Source organism: Neobacillus thermocopriae (assembly GCF_010975035.1).
Taxonomy (GTDB): Bacteria; Bacillota; Bacilli; order Bacillales; family Cytobacillaceae; genus Neobacillus; species Neobacillus thermocopriae.
In genome coordinates this window covers 14,859-31,060 of sequence record NZ_JAAIUV010000026.1, presented here as the reverse complement: position 1 = coordinate 31,060, position 16,202 = coordinate 14,859, and the positions used below count along the sequence as shown (strand labels likewise).

General features: G+C 36.7%; 15 protein-coding genes. All 15 read left to right on the top strand.

What is annotated here, in order from left to right:
* Nucleotides 1-31 precede the first annotated feature (31 nt).
* The 15 genes from G4Z05_RS14075 to G4Z05_RS14005 all read left to right on the top strand — a co-directional run bounded on the left by G4Z05_RS14075 (nt 32) and on the right by G4Z05_RS14005 (nt 16,088).
* The gene (locus G4Z05_RS14075; RefSeq protein ID WP_163252458.1) at nt 32-667 is read left to right on the top strand and encodes a 50S ribosomal protein L25/general stress protein Ctc; all 636 of its coding nucleotides are present in this window, start codon (nt 32-34) and stop codon (nt 665-667) included.
* A gap of 119 nt (nt 668-786) precedes the next feature.
* A complete protein-coding gene (gene pth, locus G4Z05_RS14070; RefSeq protein ID WP_163252470.1) occupies nt 787-1,347 on the top strand; it encodes an aminoacyl-tRNA hydrolase in 561 nt (186 codons plus the stop codon).
* Between the two features lie 164 nt (nt 1,348-1,511).
* Entirely contained in the window at nt 1,512-1,742 is a 231-nt protein-coding gene (locus G4Z05_RS14065) for an anti-sigma-F factor Fin (protein WP_163252457.1), read from the top strand.
* 80 nt (nt 1,743-1,822) lie between these two features.
* Nucleotides 1,823-5,359 (top strand): transcription-repair coupling factor, encoded by a 3,537-nt coding sequence (gene mfd, locus G4Z05_RS14060; protein WP_163252456.1) that lies wholly within the window; start codon nt 1,823-1,825, stop codon nt 5,357-5,359.
* A 180-nt stretch (nt 5,360-5,539) separates the two neighbouring features.
* The gene (gene spoVT / locus G4Z05_RS14055; RefSeq protein WP_038538301.1) at nt 5,540-6,076 is read left to right on the top strand and encodes a stage V sporulation protein T; all 537 of its coding nucleotides are present in this window, start codon (nt 5,540-5,542) and stop codon (nt 6,074-6,076) included.
* Between the two features lie 115 nt (nt 6,077-6,191).
* Complete coding sequence (locus G4Z05_RS14050) at nt 6,192-7,817, top strand: putative polysaccharide biosynthesis protein (protein ID WP_163252455.1); 1,626 nt, start codon at nt 6,192-6,194, stop codon at nt 7,815-7,817.
* A gap of 1 nt (nt 7,818) precedes the next feature.
* The gene (gene yabN, locus G4Z05_RS14045) at nt 7,819-9,285 is read left to right on the top strand and encodes a bifunctional methyltransferase/pyrophosphohydrolase YabN (RefSeq protein WP_163252454.1); all 1,467 of its coding nucleotides are present in this window, start codon (nt 7,819-7,821) and stop codon (nt 9,283-9,285) included.
* A gap of 17 nt (nt 9,286-9,302) precedes the next feature.
* A complete protein-coding gene (locus tag G4Z05_RS14040; protein ID WP_163252453.1) occupies nt 9,303-9,581 on the top strand; it encodes an RNA-binding S4 domain-containing protein in 279 nt (92 codons plus the stop codon).
* A 71-nt stretch (nt 9,582-9,652) separates the two neighbouring features.
* On the top strand, nt 9,653-9,955 hold the full coding sequence (yabP, locus tag G4Z05_RS14035) for a sporulation protein YabP (RefSeq protein WP_038538310.1): 303 nt from the start codon (nt 9,653-9,655) through the stop codon (nt 9,953-9,955).
* Nucleotides 9,952-10,584, top strand: a complete 633-nt coding sequence (gene yabQ, locus G4Z05_RS14030; RefSeq protein WP_163252452.1) for a spore cortex biosynthesis protein YabQ — start codon at nt 9,952-9,954, stop codon at nt 10,582-10,584. The genes yabP and yabQ overlap by 4 nt, the downstream gene beginning before the upstream one ends.
* A gap of 15 nt (nt 10,585-10,599) precedes the next feature.
* On the top strand, nt 10,600-10,992 hold the full coding sequence (locus G4Z05_RS14025; protein WP_163252451.1) for an FtsB family cell division protein: 393 nt from the start codon (nt 10,600-10,602) through the stop codon (nt 10,990-10,992).
* 95 nt (nt 10,993-11,087) lie between these two features.
* On the top strand, nt 11,088-11,510 hold the full coding sequence (locus G4Z05_RS14020; protein ID WP_038538316.1) for a S1 domain-containing RNA-binding protein: 423 nt from the start codon (nt 11,088-11,090) through the stop codon (nt 11,508-11,510).
* 294 nt (nt 11,511-11,804) lie between these two features.
* Nucleotides 11,805-14,279: a stage II sporulation protein E gene (spoIIE, locus tag G4Z05_RS14015; protein ID WP_163252450.1), complete on the top strand. Its 2,475-nt coding sequence runs from the start codon at nt 11,805-11,807 to the stop codon at nt 14,277-14,279.
* Between the two features lie 92 nt (nt 14,280-14,371).
* Nucleotides 14,372-15,109 carry a vWA domain-containing protein gene (locus G4Z05_RS14010; protein ID WP_163252449.1) on the top strand — a complete coding sequence of 246 codons (738 nt, stop codon included), beginning with the start codon at nt 14,372-14,374 and terminating at the stop codon, nt 15,107-15,109.
* On the top strand, nt 15,078-16,088 hold the full coding sequence (locus G4Z05_RS14005) for a protein kinase domain-containing protein (RefSeq protein WP_163252469.1): 1,011 nt from the start codon (nt 15,078-15,080) through the stop codon (nt 16,086-16,088). The genes G4Z05_RS14010 and G4Z05_RS14005 overlap by 32 nt, the downstream gene beginning before the upstream one ends.
* The last annotated feature ends 114 nt before the right edge of the window (nt 16,089-16,202 follow it).

Sequence of the window (16,202 nt, the reverse complement as noted above, 5' to 3'; positions counted from 1 at the left end):
ATATAGATGAATAAAAAGGAAGGTGACTTGTATGAGTGCTGTTTTACAAGCAAAAGAGCGAAAAAATCTTCGTCGTTCAGAATTAAAGAAAATTAGGGAGACTGGAAACATTCCTGCTATTGTCTATGGGGCTAAGGTGGAAAGTAAGCCTGTGTTTGTCAGCTCAGCTGATTTTACGAAAGCCATAAAGGCAGTCGGCAGAAATGGAGTCATTTCCTTAGATGTTGATGGCAATAAACAGGATGTTATTTTATCAGACTACCAAGAGGATATGATCAAAAGAGAAATCATTCACGTTGATTTTCTTGCCGTTGATAAATCCTCAAAAATAACAGTTGATGTTAAATTGGCCTTGGTTGGAGATGCTATCGGTGTAAAAGATGGAGGTGTCCTTCAGCAGCCGCTGCACCAAATATCTGTTACCACTACACCGGATAACATCCCACCGCAAATCGAAGTGGACATTTCGAATCTTCAAGTTGGTGAAACCCTTTATGTTAGAGATATTCCTACCATGGGAATGACGATTAATCACGAGGAGAGCGAAGTTGTTGCTTCTATTTTGCCTCCTAAAGTGGAAGAGGAAATTAACGCAGGTGAACAGCAAGAAGGCGGTCATCCTGATAATGAAGAAGGAAGAGAAACCGAACCTGTCGGGAAAGAATAAAAATAGACGTAACCTGATTTGGTTACGTCTTTTATTGCATTTTATTCATTATGGGAGTAAACATGTTAAAAATGTTGTTTAAGAGGCTGGCTAAACAGGAAGAGGAGTTGGGGACCCCTATGAAATTAATAGTTGGGTTAGGTAACCCTGGGAAGCAATACGAAAATACAAGACATAATATTGGTTTTGAAGTGATTGACGAGCTATCCAAACGTTGGGATATACCGTTAAATTACGCTAAGTTTAAAGGAATGTATGGCATCGGACATTGGAAAAGGCAAAAGGTATTACTATTAAAACCTTTAACATATATGAATTTATCTGGCGAATCCATAAGAGCGGTAATTGATTATTATCAAATTGATTTGGAAGATGTCCTTATCATTTACGACGATCTTGATTTACCGGTTGGCAAAATTCGTCTTCGACAAAAAGGAAGCCCTGGTGGACACAACGGCATAAAGTCAACTGTGTCTCATCTTGGTACTCAAGTCTTTAATCGGATACGAATTGGAATTGACCGTCCAGCGGCCGGAATGAGTGTTCCTGATTATGTTTTAGGAAAGTTCCGACCTGAAGAACAAGCAATTGTGAAAGAAACCGTGATAAAAAGTGCTGATGCTTGCGAAGCATGGCTAGATCGGCCATTTTTGCAAGTAATGAATGATTATAATTCATGATTTGATATAATTGGTAATAGTAGTTTTAGGTATGTTACAAGGAATCGTTTCATACAATAAAGCAAAATCGTAATAAACAAATGAAATGAAAGGGTAACCAAGTTGTATAAGTTCCTCCGTTAAGGTTCATACTAAATATTGAATCGAAATGCAGGAGGGATCCTATGGCCATCCATTACCATTGCCGTCATTGTGGCACAAAACTCGGTTCCATTGAGCAAACATCCATTCACTCTGAGACATTAGGCCTTCATAAATTAACAGAGCAAGAAAGACTGGAAATGGTTACCTATGATTCATTAGGTAATATTCATATAAAAGCTATTTGCGAAGACTGTCAGGAAGCTTTAGAGCGAAATCCAGATTACCATCAATATGATTTTATAATTCATTAAACTTAGCTTTGGAACGTCTCCAAAGCATTTTTCTATTTAAAAAATCACCTGGGAAAATACAAAAGGGAGGAGGAGAATCCTTGAAAGGGTTAAAATCTTTATTCTTGCAGCAGGAAGAGATTGATTCCGTGATAGCCGGATTGGAAGAAGGGTTGAAGGAACAGCTGATTGCAGGTCTATCAGGATCATCTAGAACGGTACTAACTGCTGCCATTTACGAACGAACCAAGAAGCCGATTATGGTTGTTACTCATAATCTATTGCAAGCACAAAAACTCTATGATGATATTGCTAATCTATTAAATGAAAAAGAAGTGTTTCTTTTTCCGGCTAATGAATTAATTGCTGCGGAAATGAGCATAGCTAGTCCTGAGTTAAGAGCTCAGAGGATTGAGGCATTAAATTATTGGTGTAATCAAAATCGTGGAGTTTTAATTGTCCCAATAGCTGGATTGAAAAAAATACTTCCTCCTAAGTCATTATGGCAAAAATACCAACTGTCATTAAAAGTAGGGGAAGACTTAGATATTGAACAAATTCTCCATGCATTTGTCCAAATGGGATATGTTCGGGGAGAAATGGTGACAACACCTGGTGAATTTAGTGTAAGAGGTGGAATTATTGATATATATCCTCTTACAGAGGAAAATCCATTAAGAATTGAATTATTTGATACGGAAATAGAATCTATACGCTATTTTTCCATTGAAGATCAGCGTTCTCGAGAGAAGGTAACGGAAGTTTTGATTGGTCCAGCGGTAGAAGTGCTGTTGGAGCCTGAGAATTACCAGAGCATAATCGAAGGGTTAGAAGAAGGCTTAGCCAAAAGTTTGAAAAAATTAAAAGACGATAAATCAAAAATGCAGCTCTCTCAAAATATTAGTCATGAGCTGGAGCAGTTGAAAAACGGCCAAAAACCGGAACAGGTATTTAAATATCTTTCCTTGGCATACAATCCATCTAATAGTTTACTAGACTATCTTCCAAAGGAAGGTTTAGTCATTTTTGATGAAATCAGCCGGGTTCAAGAGATGAATGAATCTCTTGAGAAAGAGGAAGCTGAATGGTACACCTCTCTTTTAGGCGAGGGACAGATTATTCATGATTTACAAATATCCCATAATCTCGAAACTTTTTTACGAAAAAAGGAATTCCCGATTATTTATATGTCTTTGTTCTTGCGACATGTAGCTAATACAAGTCCGCAAAATATTATTAATATATCTTGCAAACCGATGCAAAATTTCCATGGTCAGATGCATTTGTTAAAAGCAGAGATTGAAAGATGGAAAAAAAGTAATTATTCGATTTTATTTCTTGGACCAGATGAAGAGAGGGTTAAAAAGCTTGAGCGGGTTTTAGAGGACTATGAAATTGATGCCGGTATAGTTACGGAAAGCCAGCTGCTCTTACCTGGAAAGATTCAGATTATGAAGGGAAATCTGCAATCAGGTTTTGAACTATCGATCCAGAAAATTGCAGTGATTACTGAGGCAGAGCTTTTTAGTAAGCGCGTGAAGAAATCCAAAAGCCGTCAAAAGCTTTCCAATGCGGAGCGAATAAAAAGTTATTCGGAGCTTAAAGTTGGGGATTATGTGGTTCATGTCAATCATGGAATTGGCAAATACTTAGGAATTGAGACGCTTGTCATTAACGGTATCCATAAAGATTATCTCCATATTCGCTACCAAGGAACAGATAAACTATATGTGCCAGTCGAACAAATTGACCTTGTCCAAAAGTATGTGGGCTCAGAAGGGAAAGAGCCGAAGATTTATAAACTTGGAGGCAGTGATTGGAAGAAGGTTAAGAAAAAAGTCAAATCATCTGTGGAAGATATTGCAGATGATCTTATTAAGTTGTATGCAGAACGGGAAGCGGCTGTTGGATTTGCTTATTCACCTGACGGAGATTTACAGCGGGAATTTGAAGCATCTTTTCCTTATCGTGAAACAGAAGATCAGCTACGTTCTATTCATGAAATTAAAAAGGATATGGAAAGACCACGGCCAATGGATCGGCTCTTATGTGGGGATGTAGGTTATGGAAAAACAGAAGTCGCGATTCGTGCCGCATTTAAGGCAATTGCGGACGGAAAACAAGTAGCATTTCTGGTTCCGACAACCATTTTGGCGCAGCAACATTATGAGACGATACGGGAGAGATTTCAAGATTATCCAATCAATATTGGTCTATTAAGCAGATTCCGAACGAAAAAACAGCAAACGGAGACCATTAAAGGTTTAAAAGCGGGTACAGTTGATATTGTGATTGGAACCCATCGATTGTTATCAAAAGATATTGTTTACCATGATTTAGGTTTGTTAATTATTGATGAAGAGCAAAGGTTTGGAGTTACCCATAAAGAAAAGATTAAAAAGTTAAAAACAAATATAGATGTTTTAACTTTGACAGCGACACCGATCCCAAGAACTCTTCATATGTCGATGCTTGGAGTTCGTGATTTATCTGTGATTGAAACACCTCCAGAAAATCGATTCCCGGTTCAAACTTATGTGATGGAATATAATGGGGTATTGGTAAGAGAAGCCATTGAACGCGAGCTTGCCCGTGACGGACAAGTTTATTTCCTATACAACAGAGTGGAAGATATTGAGCGTAAAGCAGAGGAAATTTCTATGCTGGTACCAGATGCACGTGTTACTTACGCTCATGGTCAGATGTCTGAAAACGAGTTGGAATCGGTCATGCTCAGTTTCTTAGCTGGAGAATATGACGTCCTAGTCAGCACGACTATTATAGAAACGGGTGTTGATATTCCAAATGTAAATACTTTGATTGTATATGATGCTGATCGCATGGGGCTTTCTACACTGTATCAGCTTCGGGGTCGAGTCGGTCGCTCTAATCGTATTGCTTATGCGTATTTTACTTATCGAAAGGATAAAGTGCTAACTGAAGTTGCTGAAAAACGTCTGGAAGCCATTAAGGAATTTACGGAGTTAGGCTCTGGATTTAAAATTGCCATGCGTGATTTGTCCATTAGGGGAGCTGGTAATTTACTAGGAGCCCAGCAGCACGGGTTCATTGATTCTGTCGGATTTGATCTTTATTCACAAATGTTAAAAGAAGCAATTGAAGAAAGAAAGGGAGAACTTAAGACAACAGCTCCACCTTCTGTCGAAATTGATCTTGAAATTGATGCTTATATCCCAGATTCCTATATTAAAGATGGGCATCAAAAAATTGAAATGTATAAACGATTTAGAGGGGCAAGCACACTGGAAGAAGTGGAAGAACTTCAATCAGAAATGCTGGATCGTTTTGGTGAATATCCGGATGAAGTTTCCTACCTTTTTCAAATTGCTGAAATGAAGGTTTATGCAATCCAAAACGGTGTTGAACAAATTAAACAAATGAAAGAGAAAGTAACGATCTTAATTAATGAGGAAGTTACAGCTACTCTAGATGGTAGTAAGCTGTTTTATATCGGCAATAAATATGGTCGATCTGTAACTCCTGGGATGGAGGGGCGTAAGCTCAAAATTGTGGTGAATACAAAAGAATATGAAACAGCCCAGTGGCTTCATATCATTTTTGAAATGATAAAGGGAATTCCAATGGCCAAGCGCGAACAAGCAAATTCGGTTAAATAGTAAATGATGATAAGGATCTACCTCGAAATGTGGAAACTGTTCCCGAATCTGTGAAAAAAATATGATGTATGTGTATAGAACTTTCCAGATGAAAGATACTAAGTTCAAAGTTGGTAGTGAATAGAAATATTGTCACTTCCAAATTTGAAAAATCATCAGATGAAAGTGAGGCAACATTGGATGAAAGCAACTGGAATTGTTCGTCGAATCGATGATTTGGGTCGTGTTGTTATTCCCAAAGAAATACGCAGAACTTTGCGTATCCGAGAAGGGGATCCATTAGAGATCTTTGTTGATCGGGATGGGGAAGTGATTTTGAAAAAGTATTCACCAATCAGCGAACTGAGCGATTTTGCCAAAGAATATGCTGAAGCCCTATTTGACAGTCTCGGTAACCCTGTTTTAATCTGTGACAGAGATTCGTATATTGCCGTGGCTGGTGGTTCAAAAAAAGATTATTTAAATAAAAATATTAGCGAGCTTGTTGAAAAAACAATGGAAGACCGAAACTCGGTTCTTGTTACACAGCAAGGTGATGTTGCCCTTGTAGATGGTCATGATGAATCTGTTTCATCTTATACTATTGGACCTATTATTGCAAATGGGGATCCAATAGGTGCAGTTATTATATTTTCAAAAGAAGGAACGTTGGGTGAAGTGGAACAAAAGGCTGTTGAAACAGCAGCTGGTTTCCTTGCAAGACAAATGGAACAATAAGAAATGAATGCGCCTTAACTTAGGCAGCAAACATATGACAATGAGAAAAGGCAGCGCTGGCTGCCTTTTTTCATGTTATAATTAGGTTTTGGAGTTTATTGTTGGTGGTGAAGGAATGGAGGATCAAAATCCATCAAAGGCTTTGTTTAAAGGGGCCTTTATTTTAACAATTGCTGCAATCATAGTGAAGATATTAAGTGCTTTATATCGAATTCCGTTTCAAAATATTGTTGGAGATATCGGGTTTTATATATATCAGCAAATATATCCGTTTTATGGAATAGCTGTTGTATTGGCTACAACTGGTTTTCCCGTTGTGATATCAAAATTATATGCCGAACAGAAGGAAGAAGGGAATCATGAAAAGTCGAGGCTACTTCTTCTTATTTCCTTTTGTTATTTACAGGTTTTCGGTCTTATTTGCTTTTTGCTCCTTTACTTTGGAGCAAATCAAATTGCCTATTGGATGGACGACCCTCATTTATATATCTTGATTAGAGTAGTTTCCATTGTATTTTTAATTTTTCCTATTGTTTCCGTGTTACGTGGATATTTTCAAGGTATGGGGGATATGGTCCCTACAGCATTATCTCAGGTAGGAGAACAATCCACTAGAGTGGTGACTATTCTTTTCCTATCTTTTTTATTCATGCTCAAAGGAGAATCACTTTATTTTGTTGGCGGCGGAGCTATGGTTGGATCGGTTACAGGAAGTGTCATTTCTGTAATCCTTTTGTTTATGTTTTTATGGATTCGTAAAGAATGGAAATTAGTTGCTCCAAGAAAAGGAATGCTTCAAAATAATAGTCAATATGTTAAACAATTGATAATAGCTCTTACCTATCAAGGACTAACCATTTGTCTTAGTGGTATGTTACTCATTTTTATACAATTGGCGGATGCATTAAATCTTCATTCGTTACTAATTGCTAGTGGAATAAAAAGTGAAATGGCCAAAGGTTTAAAAGGAGTATTTGACCGGGGGCAGCCATTCATCCAATTAGGAACAGTGGCAGCCACTTCCATGTCTTTAACCCTTGTCCCGCTTATTACTCGTGAGCGGTTGGGTACCAAACCGGAATTTTTATATCATAAAATTCAATTAGCTATTAAGGTGAGCATTGTTATTGGTGTAGGAGCTTCCACAGGTCTATGGGCCATCATAAGACCGGCCAATAGAATGTTGTTTGAGAATGAATTAGGTTCCCCTGTTTTGGGGGTCTTATCTTTCGCCATTCTATTTACTTCGGTCATTATAACGATAATATCAATAATGCAAGGAATTGGCCGCCTTATTTTTCCGGCTATTATCATAACGTCCTTGTTACCGATCAAATACGGGTTGAATCTCTTTTTTGTCCCAGACTATGGAATTATGGGGGCTGCTGTTTCGACCGTTATAACTCTTGGAATAATTACGTTCCTACTATTTTTTTATTTGAAAAAGTTAGTACCTATTCCAGTTGTATCTGTGCGTTTTTTTGGTGTAGTCTTTACAGCAGCAATAGTGATGGTGTTCGTTTTAAAAGGATATTTGTTCATATCTGAATTTATAATTGCTACTCTAGGATCGATTAGTCGTCTCACTGTTGCATTTCAATCACTTAGTGCAGTTTGTTTGGGAGCAATGATTTTTACATTTATCATTATTAGGAAAAGGGTGTTCTTGGAGGAAGAATTGGCGTTATTCCCTCTAGGAAGTAAACTTATTTATTTTTTAGCTCGAAAGGACAGAGGGTAAGATGGGAAAAAAAATTGAACTGATTGGGTTAGGTCCAGGTGATATAAACCAGCTTCAGTTTGGTTTATTTAAGAAATTAACGCAGGCAAACCATGTCTATTTACGAACGAAGGAACATCCAGTTGTTCAAGACTTGGTTCGTGAAGGGATGCGTTTTACTTCTTTTGATTCTGTTTATGAAAAACATGAACAATTTGAAGATGTGTATCAAGAAATAGTCCAAATATTGCTTGATAAAGCAAAAACGGAAGTAGTTATTTATGCAGTTCCTGGACATCCACTTGTGGCCGAACGAACGGTTCAGCTATTGCTGGAAAAAGGAGAAGAGGAAGATATTGAAATTTCTGTCATTGGTGGACAGAGCTTTATCGATGCATTATTTGCTTCATTAAAGATCGATCCAATCGAAGGATTTCAGCTTATAGATGGAACTTCATTTCGGTCCAGCGAGTTGCAAGTGACACAGCATATCATCATCAGCCAGGTGTATGACCAATTGGTTGCTTCAGATGTAAAGATTAGTTTAATGGAAAGATACCCTGATGATTATGAAGTTTATATCGTAACGTCAGCAGGTAATCAGGATGAATGCATTGAAAAAGTCCCACTTTATGAATTAGATAGAAATCTCTCAATTAATAACTTAAGATCTATCTATATACCGCCAATTAAAGAAGATCGCCTATTATGGAGGGAATTTTCAAGACTACGTGATATTATAGCTCAATTAAGAGGACCGAATGGATGTCCTTGGGATAAAGAACAAACTCATGAATCATTAAAAAAATATTTAATTGAAGAAACTTATGAGGTCATTGATGCTATTACAAGTGGTGATATTGACCATTTAATTGAGGAGCTTGGGGATGTTTTACTACAAGTCCTATTACATGCCCAGATCGGCGAGGATGATGGTTATTTTTCTATAGAAGATGTCATTGAAGGCTTATCAGCAAAAATGATTCGCAGACACCCCCATGTTTTTGGTGAAATAAAGGTAGAGGATGCCAAGGAAGTTGTCGAGAATTGGCAAGAAATTAAGCGGAAGGAAAAAGGTGAGGTACAAACCTCTTTCCTCGAAGGAGTATCAAAGGAATTGCCAAATTTATTACGAGCTTATGAACTTCAAAAGAAAGCGGCTAAGGTTGGTTTTGATTGGGAGGAAATCATGCCTGCATTGGAGAAAGTAAAGGAGGAATTGGAAGAGTTCATTAAGGAGCTCGATCAAACAGAAGGTAGCCTTACACGTGCAAAAAAAGAATTTGGTGACCTGTTATTTGCATTTGTAAATGTAGCTAGATTTCTAAAAATAAATCCGGAAGAAGCATTATTTGAAACAAATGAAAAATTTATCCGTCGATTTCAATACATTGAAAAACAAGTAGAGAAGAGCGGAAAGGAATTTGAAGAACATACACTGGAAGAACTTGATAAATATTGGGATGAAGCAAAATTAAAAGGTCTATAGAAATGGGGTATCAGTAGATGCGTCTAGATAAGTTTTTAAAAGTATCGAGATTAATTAAGCGAAGAACGTTAGCTAAAGAAGTATCTGACCAGGGCAGAATTGAAGTCAATGGAAAGGAAGCTAAAGCTAGCACCTCTGTTAAAGTAGGGGATGAACTGACTTTAAGGCTTGGACAAAGAAAAATAACTGTACGAATTGAACGAATTCAGGAAACAACTCGGAAAGAAGAAGCGGCAGAAATGTACACAATCATTAATGAAGAAAAGGTTAGTTATACAGATGACCGATTAGAATGAGTCTGTTCTAATTTCTCCCTCCATAACATAAACATGTACCAAAAGGTTGTACAAGATTGTGAGGGATGAAAATGAGCCAATTTTATGATACGAACCCAACTAAAAGTAGTATTCCTGATCATGATGTGATAATGAGAGGTAGGAAATTTCTTGATATTACGGGTGTGAAGCAAGTGGAAAGCTTTGATAATGAGGAGTTTTTGTTGGAAACATCCATGGGGTTTTTAGCTATAAAAGGTCAAAATTTACAGATGAAAAATCTGGATGTCGAAAAAGGTATTGTTTCAATTAAAGGGAAAATTTTTGATCTTGTATACTTAGATGAACACCATGGGGAGAAAGCTAAAGGATTCTTTAGCAAGTTGTTCCGATGACCTTATCAACTCAATTTCTTACCATGCTTTCCATGGTTGGGATGGGGTCTTTATTTGGAGCCCTGTTTGATACGTATCAACGTTTTTTAAAACGGCCGAAACGAAAAGCTTGGATCGTGTTTGTGAATGATTTACTGTTTTGGGTGATCCAAGCTTTAATTATTTTTTATGCATTATTCTTGGTGAATAATGGTGAAATAAGGTTTTATATATTTCTGGCTTTATTATGCGGATTTGCTGCCTATCAGAGTTTATTTAAAAATTTTTATCTTCGTTTTTTGGAGTTTTTAATTAGGACAACCATTGCATTCGCACGAATAGTCCGCAAAACTTTCCAACTTCTTATTTACAAACCAGTTGTTGGTTTGGTTCAATTTGTTATCTTTATTGTTATGTCTGTTAGTACAGGGATGTTATCGCTTGGCAAATTTATATTAAAAGCACTAATATGGGTGCTTAAACTATTATTATCAATTGTAAAAAAGATTCTTTTAATTTTATGGAAACTTTTGCCGAAAAACCTTAAAAATTCCGTCGAGAAGTTATATAATAGAACGGCAGGAAATCTAAAGCCAATCTGGAATAATATTATTAAGTGGTTTAATAAATGGAAGAAGAGAAAAGAGTAAGAAAGGGTCATGGAAATGGGAGCAGAACGAAAAAGTAATGTATCTAAAATTCAGACATCTTATGTACAGCAGAAAGAATATGCAGAAATTGCTTCAGCTCGAAAAAAGAAGTTACTCGCCAGACGCCTTTCTGTATTTTTGGTTTTTGCCTGCATAATATCGTATTTTATGATTTCTAGTTATCTCTCCCAAACCAAAACATTGGAAGCACAACTTACCCAGAAGAAAAAATTAGAAAATGAACTTAAAGAGCTAAAAAAGGAACAGGATTTGTTAAAAGAAGAAATTATCAAATTGAATGATGATGAATATATCGCCAAACTTGCTCGAAAAGAATACTTTTTCTCAGATGAAAATGAAATTATTTTTAATATTCCAGAGGAAAAAAAGGAAAAGAAGGAAAAATGAACCAATATGGAGCATTATTGACACTCAAATTTCCCTTTCTGTATAATATGTTATAAGTTTGATTTTTTATATTTTTAAGGAGGAACATTTTTTTTATGTCAATTGAAGTGGGCAGCAAGTTACAGGGAAAGGTGACAGGAATAACAAATTTCGGAGCGTTTGTGGAGCTGCCGGATGGTTCAACAGGACTTGTACACATTAGTGAGGTTGCTGATAATTATGTAAAGGATATTAATGACCATCTAAAGGTCGGCGATCAAGTTGATGTGAAAGTCCTTAATGTTGAAAAGGATGGGAAAATAGGGCTATCCATTAAAAAAGCAAAAGATAAACCAGAAGCTGAAAGAAGGCAGTCACACTCGCAACGCCCGCGTCAAGCAAGGGCAAACGATCGAAATCGAATGGAATCATTTGAACAAAAGATGGCTCGATTTTTAAAAGATAGTGAAGATCGTTTATCATCCTTAAAGCGACATACAGAGTCTAAGCGTGGTGGAAGAGGAGCTAGACGTGGTTAACTTGCTGCTGACTTTTTAACAGATATAGCAAGGTTTTAAGACAAGTCATGATGACTTGTCTTTTTTTATTTGCAGAAAAAAAATGTGGCGTATACAAATAGCCAAAAAAGGTGTCAATTAGTTCCACAAAATGATAAAAGGTTGGCTTTTAATAGGGGCAGATCAAATTATTTGATTGAAATTAGTGAAAACCGTCGAACACTTTTTTGAATTGACACACTATTTTGACAAAATTTTGAATCTATTAAACTTATAATAGATTTCAACGAAGATGAAAGAATGGGGAGTGTGATTATGGAAAAGACACATGCTAGTTTTATAGAACCGATCGGGGAAGTCAAGCTCCATAAATCAAAATGGGATATGAATAAAAGCTTAAAAAAATTTCAAACAATGCTTGAGTCCTTTTTTATTAAGAATGGAGTCCTTTTATTAATTGTTGGATTTTTGCTAGGTCGGGCATTAATTTTGGCAAAGTTGACACCATTTAGCCTTCCTTTTTTTGCATCTGTTTATTTAATTAAAAAAGATCGGGCACCACTTGCCCTTATCGGATTAATTGCGGGTGCTACAACCCTTTCTTTATCAAATGCCGCATTCACCTTTGTAATAACCTTCAGTTTTTTAGTCATCTTTCGACTCAGTAGTAAATGGATTTCAAACGAAATGAGAGCATTACCTTTCTATGTTGGTATTATTTTAGGGTTGGGAAAGTTAGCCGAGACGTTTATTTTCTCTAAGGAGCTAACACTTTATGATGCCATGATGATTGGAGTTCAAGCATCCCTTGCTTTTATACTAACCCTGATTTTTTTACAGAGTATTCCTCTTTTAACCTTTAATAAACGAAGACAATTATTAAAAACAGAGGAAATCGTTTGCTTAATTATTATGCTCGCTTCTATTATGACTGGAACGATTGGCTGGAAAGTCTACGATTTGTCTATTGAACATATAATGTCCCGTTATTTAGTTTTAATATTTTCTTTTATCGCTGGAGCAACAGTGGGATCTACTGTAGGGGTAGTCACGGGGCTTATTTTTAGCCTAGCAAGTGTTTCAAGTTTCTATCACATGAGTTTATTGGCTTTTTCGGGTGTTTTAGGAGGATTATTAAAAGAAGGGAAGAAAATAGGAGTTTCCATTGGTTTATTCATTGCGACTTTGTTAATAGGAATGTACGGTGAAGGGAGTGGATCTTTAAAACTGACCTTAATGGAAAGCGCGGTTGCCGTATTATTATTTTTATTAACACCGCAAATTTTAACATCCAGATTAGCTAAGTACATTCCAGGCACCCCGGAACACACAGCAGAACAGCAAAAATATATGCGAAAAATGAGGGATGTTACGGCTCAACGTGTTTCACAATTTTCAAATGTATTTCAAGCCCTTTCTAAAAGCTTTTCACAGATGGATTCAGAGCCATTTGAAGATGAAAGCCAACGGGAGTTGGATTTCTTTATGAGCTATGTAACAGAGAAAACTTGTCAAACCTGTTTTAAAAAGGAACAGTGTTGGGCAAAAAACTTTAGTAAAACCTATGCCTATATGGAAGAAATTATTCATGAAATGGATCAAAATAATGGAAATGTTTCTTTGCGGTTGGGAAGGGAATGGGAGAAACACTGCTCTCGTTCGAAGAAAGTATATGAAACAATTGGTCAAGAGTTAACCTTCTATCAAGCTAACCAAAAATTAAAGAAAAAAGTGCAAGAGAGTAGAAGATTGGTGGCAGACCAATTAATGGGTGTTTCGGAAGTGATGAATAACTTTGCCAAGGAAATTCAGAGAGAAAGGGAAAATTATTACAAGCAGGAAGAACAAATAATGGAGGCGATTCAAGGTTTTGGAATTCAAATTGAAAATGTAGAAATATACAGTCTTGAACCAGGTAATATCGATATTGAAATATCCGTTCCATTTTGCAATGGACATGGAGAGTGTGAAAAACTCATTGCTCCGATGCTCTCCGATATTCTTGGAGAAACCATTGTAGTGAAAAAGGAGGAATGTGCTCCTTATCCAAATGGATTTTGCCATACCGTTTTTAGGTCTTCAAAGGCATTTACTGTTGAAACGGGGGTTGCTCATGCAGCCAAGGATGGAGGTTTAATATCTGGTGACAGCCATTCGACCATTGAATTAGGATTTGGAAAGATGGCGCTCGCTATTAGCGATGGAATGGGAAATGGAGAACGAGCCCATTATGAAAGTACGGAAACACTGCAACTATTACAAAAAATTCTTCAATCGGGAATAGAAGAAACATTAGCTATTAAATCTGTAAATTCAATTCTTTCTTTACGAACAACCGATGAAATTTTTTCAACCTTAGACTTAGCTATGATTGATTTAAAAAATGCCTCTGCTAAGTTCCTTAAAGTCGGTTCAACTCCAAGCTTTATTAAACGGGGGAAAAAAATTATTAAAATACAAGCAAGTAATTTACCGATGGGGATTCTTCAAGAGTTTGAAGTGGATGTTGTCAGTGAGCAGTTAAAAGCCGGCGATTTGTTAATTATGATGAGTGATGGGGTATTCGAAGGACCGAAACATGTTGAAAACTATGATTTATGGATGAAACGAAAACTGTTAGAACTAGAAACCGATGATCCTCAAGAAGTAGCTGATTTAATTTTAGAAGAAGTAATTCGATCCAAATCAGATATTATCGATGATGATATGACTGTAATGGTTGCGAAAATAAAACATAATACGCCTAAATGGGCATCTATTCCAATACAGAAAGTAAAGAAAAGAGCGTAATGGACTATTTTATGTAAATACAGGCCAATTATGTATAAAACCCCTCCACAACGTCGAAAATGGTACCAATATGATGTGTGGAGGGACGAGTAATGTATACAGGGAAAATTCGTCAAATTTTATTAATAACGGATGGTTGCTCTAATCATGGTGAAGATCCAATTGCTATGGCGGCTCTTGCTAAAGAACAAGGAATTACAGTTAATGTGATCGGTGTCATGGAACATGATGTCATTGATGAAAAAGGTATGGCTGAAATTGAAGGAATTGCGATGGCCGGTGGAGGGGTCAGCCAAATAGTGTATGCGCAGCAGCTTTCTCAAACTGTGCAAATGGTGACAAAAAAGGCAATGAATCAAACCATACAAGGGGTTGTAAACAGAGAATTACAGCAAATTTTGGGGCGCTCGCAAACGATGGAAGATCTCCCTCCAGAAAAAAGAGGCGAGGTAATGGAAGTTGTTGATGAGTTAGGGGAAACTGTCGAATTGGATGTGTTGATTCTTGTCGACACCAGTGCAAGCATGAAACACAAGCTACCAACTGTAAAGGAAGCTTTATTGGATCTGTCGTTAAGTTTAAATGCCCGAACAGGGGAAAATCAATTTGCTGTTTTCGTATTTCCTGGGAAAAAGAATGATGTCGAAAAATTACTTAATTGGACGCCAAACTTACAAAACTTGACAAGTATATTTTCGAAACTGTCTACGGGAGGAATTACCCCTACTGGACCGGCAATAAGGGCTGCCTTATCCTCGTTTAACCAAAAACGGTCATTAAGGAGCTATTTAACAAATGATGATGAATCATACTTGGAAGAATCAATGTAAGGTTAGTCCTGGAACGATAATAAAAGGGAGATGGCATGGCAATCAATATAAGATACTGAAGGAATTGGGATTTGGAGCAAATGGGGTGGTCTACCTTGCTAAGCATAATAACACTCAAGTCGCTTTGAAAATGAGTGATAATAGTATGTCCATCACCTCTGAGGTAAATGTATTAAAATCTTTTGCAAAGGTCCAGGGGTCAGCCCTAGGACCTTCTTTGTTTGATGTAGATGATTGGCAAACAAATCAGGTTCGTATTTCCTTCTATGCAATGGAGTATATAAAAGGACCTGATTTACTTACATTTATTCAAGAAAATGGAAGTGTATGGACACCTATTTTATTTTTACAGTTATTAAGTGATTTAGATAAAATGCATGAAAAGGGCTGGGTTTTTGGCGATTTAAAACCAGAAAACTTAATTGTCACTGGACCGCCTCCTAAAATTAGATGCATTGATGTCGGAGGAACGACTATTCAGGGAAGAGCAATTAAAGAATTTACCGAGTTTTATGACCGAGGTTATTGGGGATTGGGGTCAAGAAAGGCAGAGGTGAGTTATGATTTGTTTGCCACTGCGATGATTATGATTAACACCGTTTATCCTAAACGATTCAATAAAACAACAGGAGGAATCAAACAGCTTAAAGAAGCAATTCGACAAAAACCGGAATTAAAACGGTATGAGCCAATGCTTTTAAAGGCGCTTCAAGGACATTATTCCTCAGCAAGTCAAATGAGGAGAGATTTATTAGCAATCATAAACAATAGTCCAAAAGATGTTTCTTTAGGCAATAAACAAGCAATGACCCGACCAATGAAACAGACAATACAGAAAAGTTTTAACATCCATCATCCGTCTCTCAGCCGACAGGATTATCGTAAGAAAAAGAGAAAGAGTGGATTAATGGAATTTTTTCTTATCGGAATGGTGTTGTGCGTATGTTATGGCTTGTATATATTTATGAAATTAATGTGATAATGAAACTTTTTTACTGCTAATTCGTATGAAAGAAATCCCATATATTTTAGAAAGCCAATATTTTGATAGCAAGTTATAATAAATGGTATTCTAAATAATGAAGATTCAAGG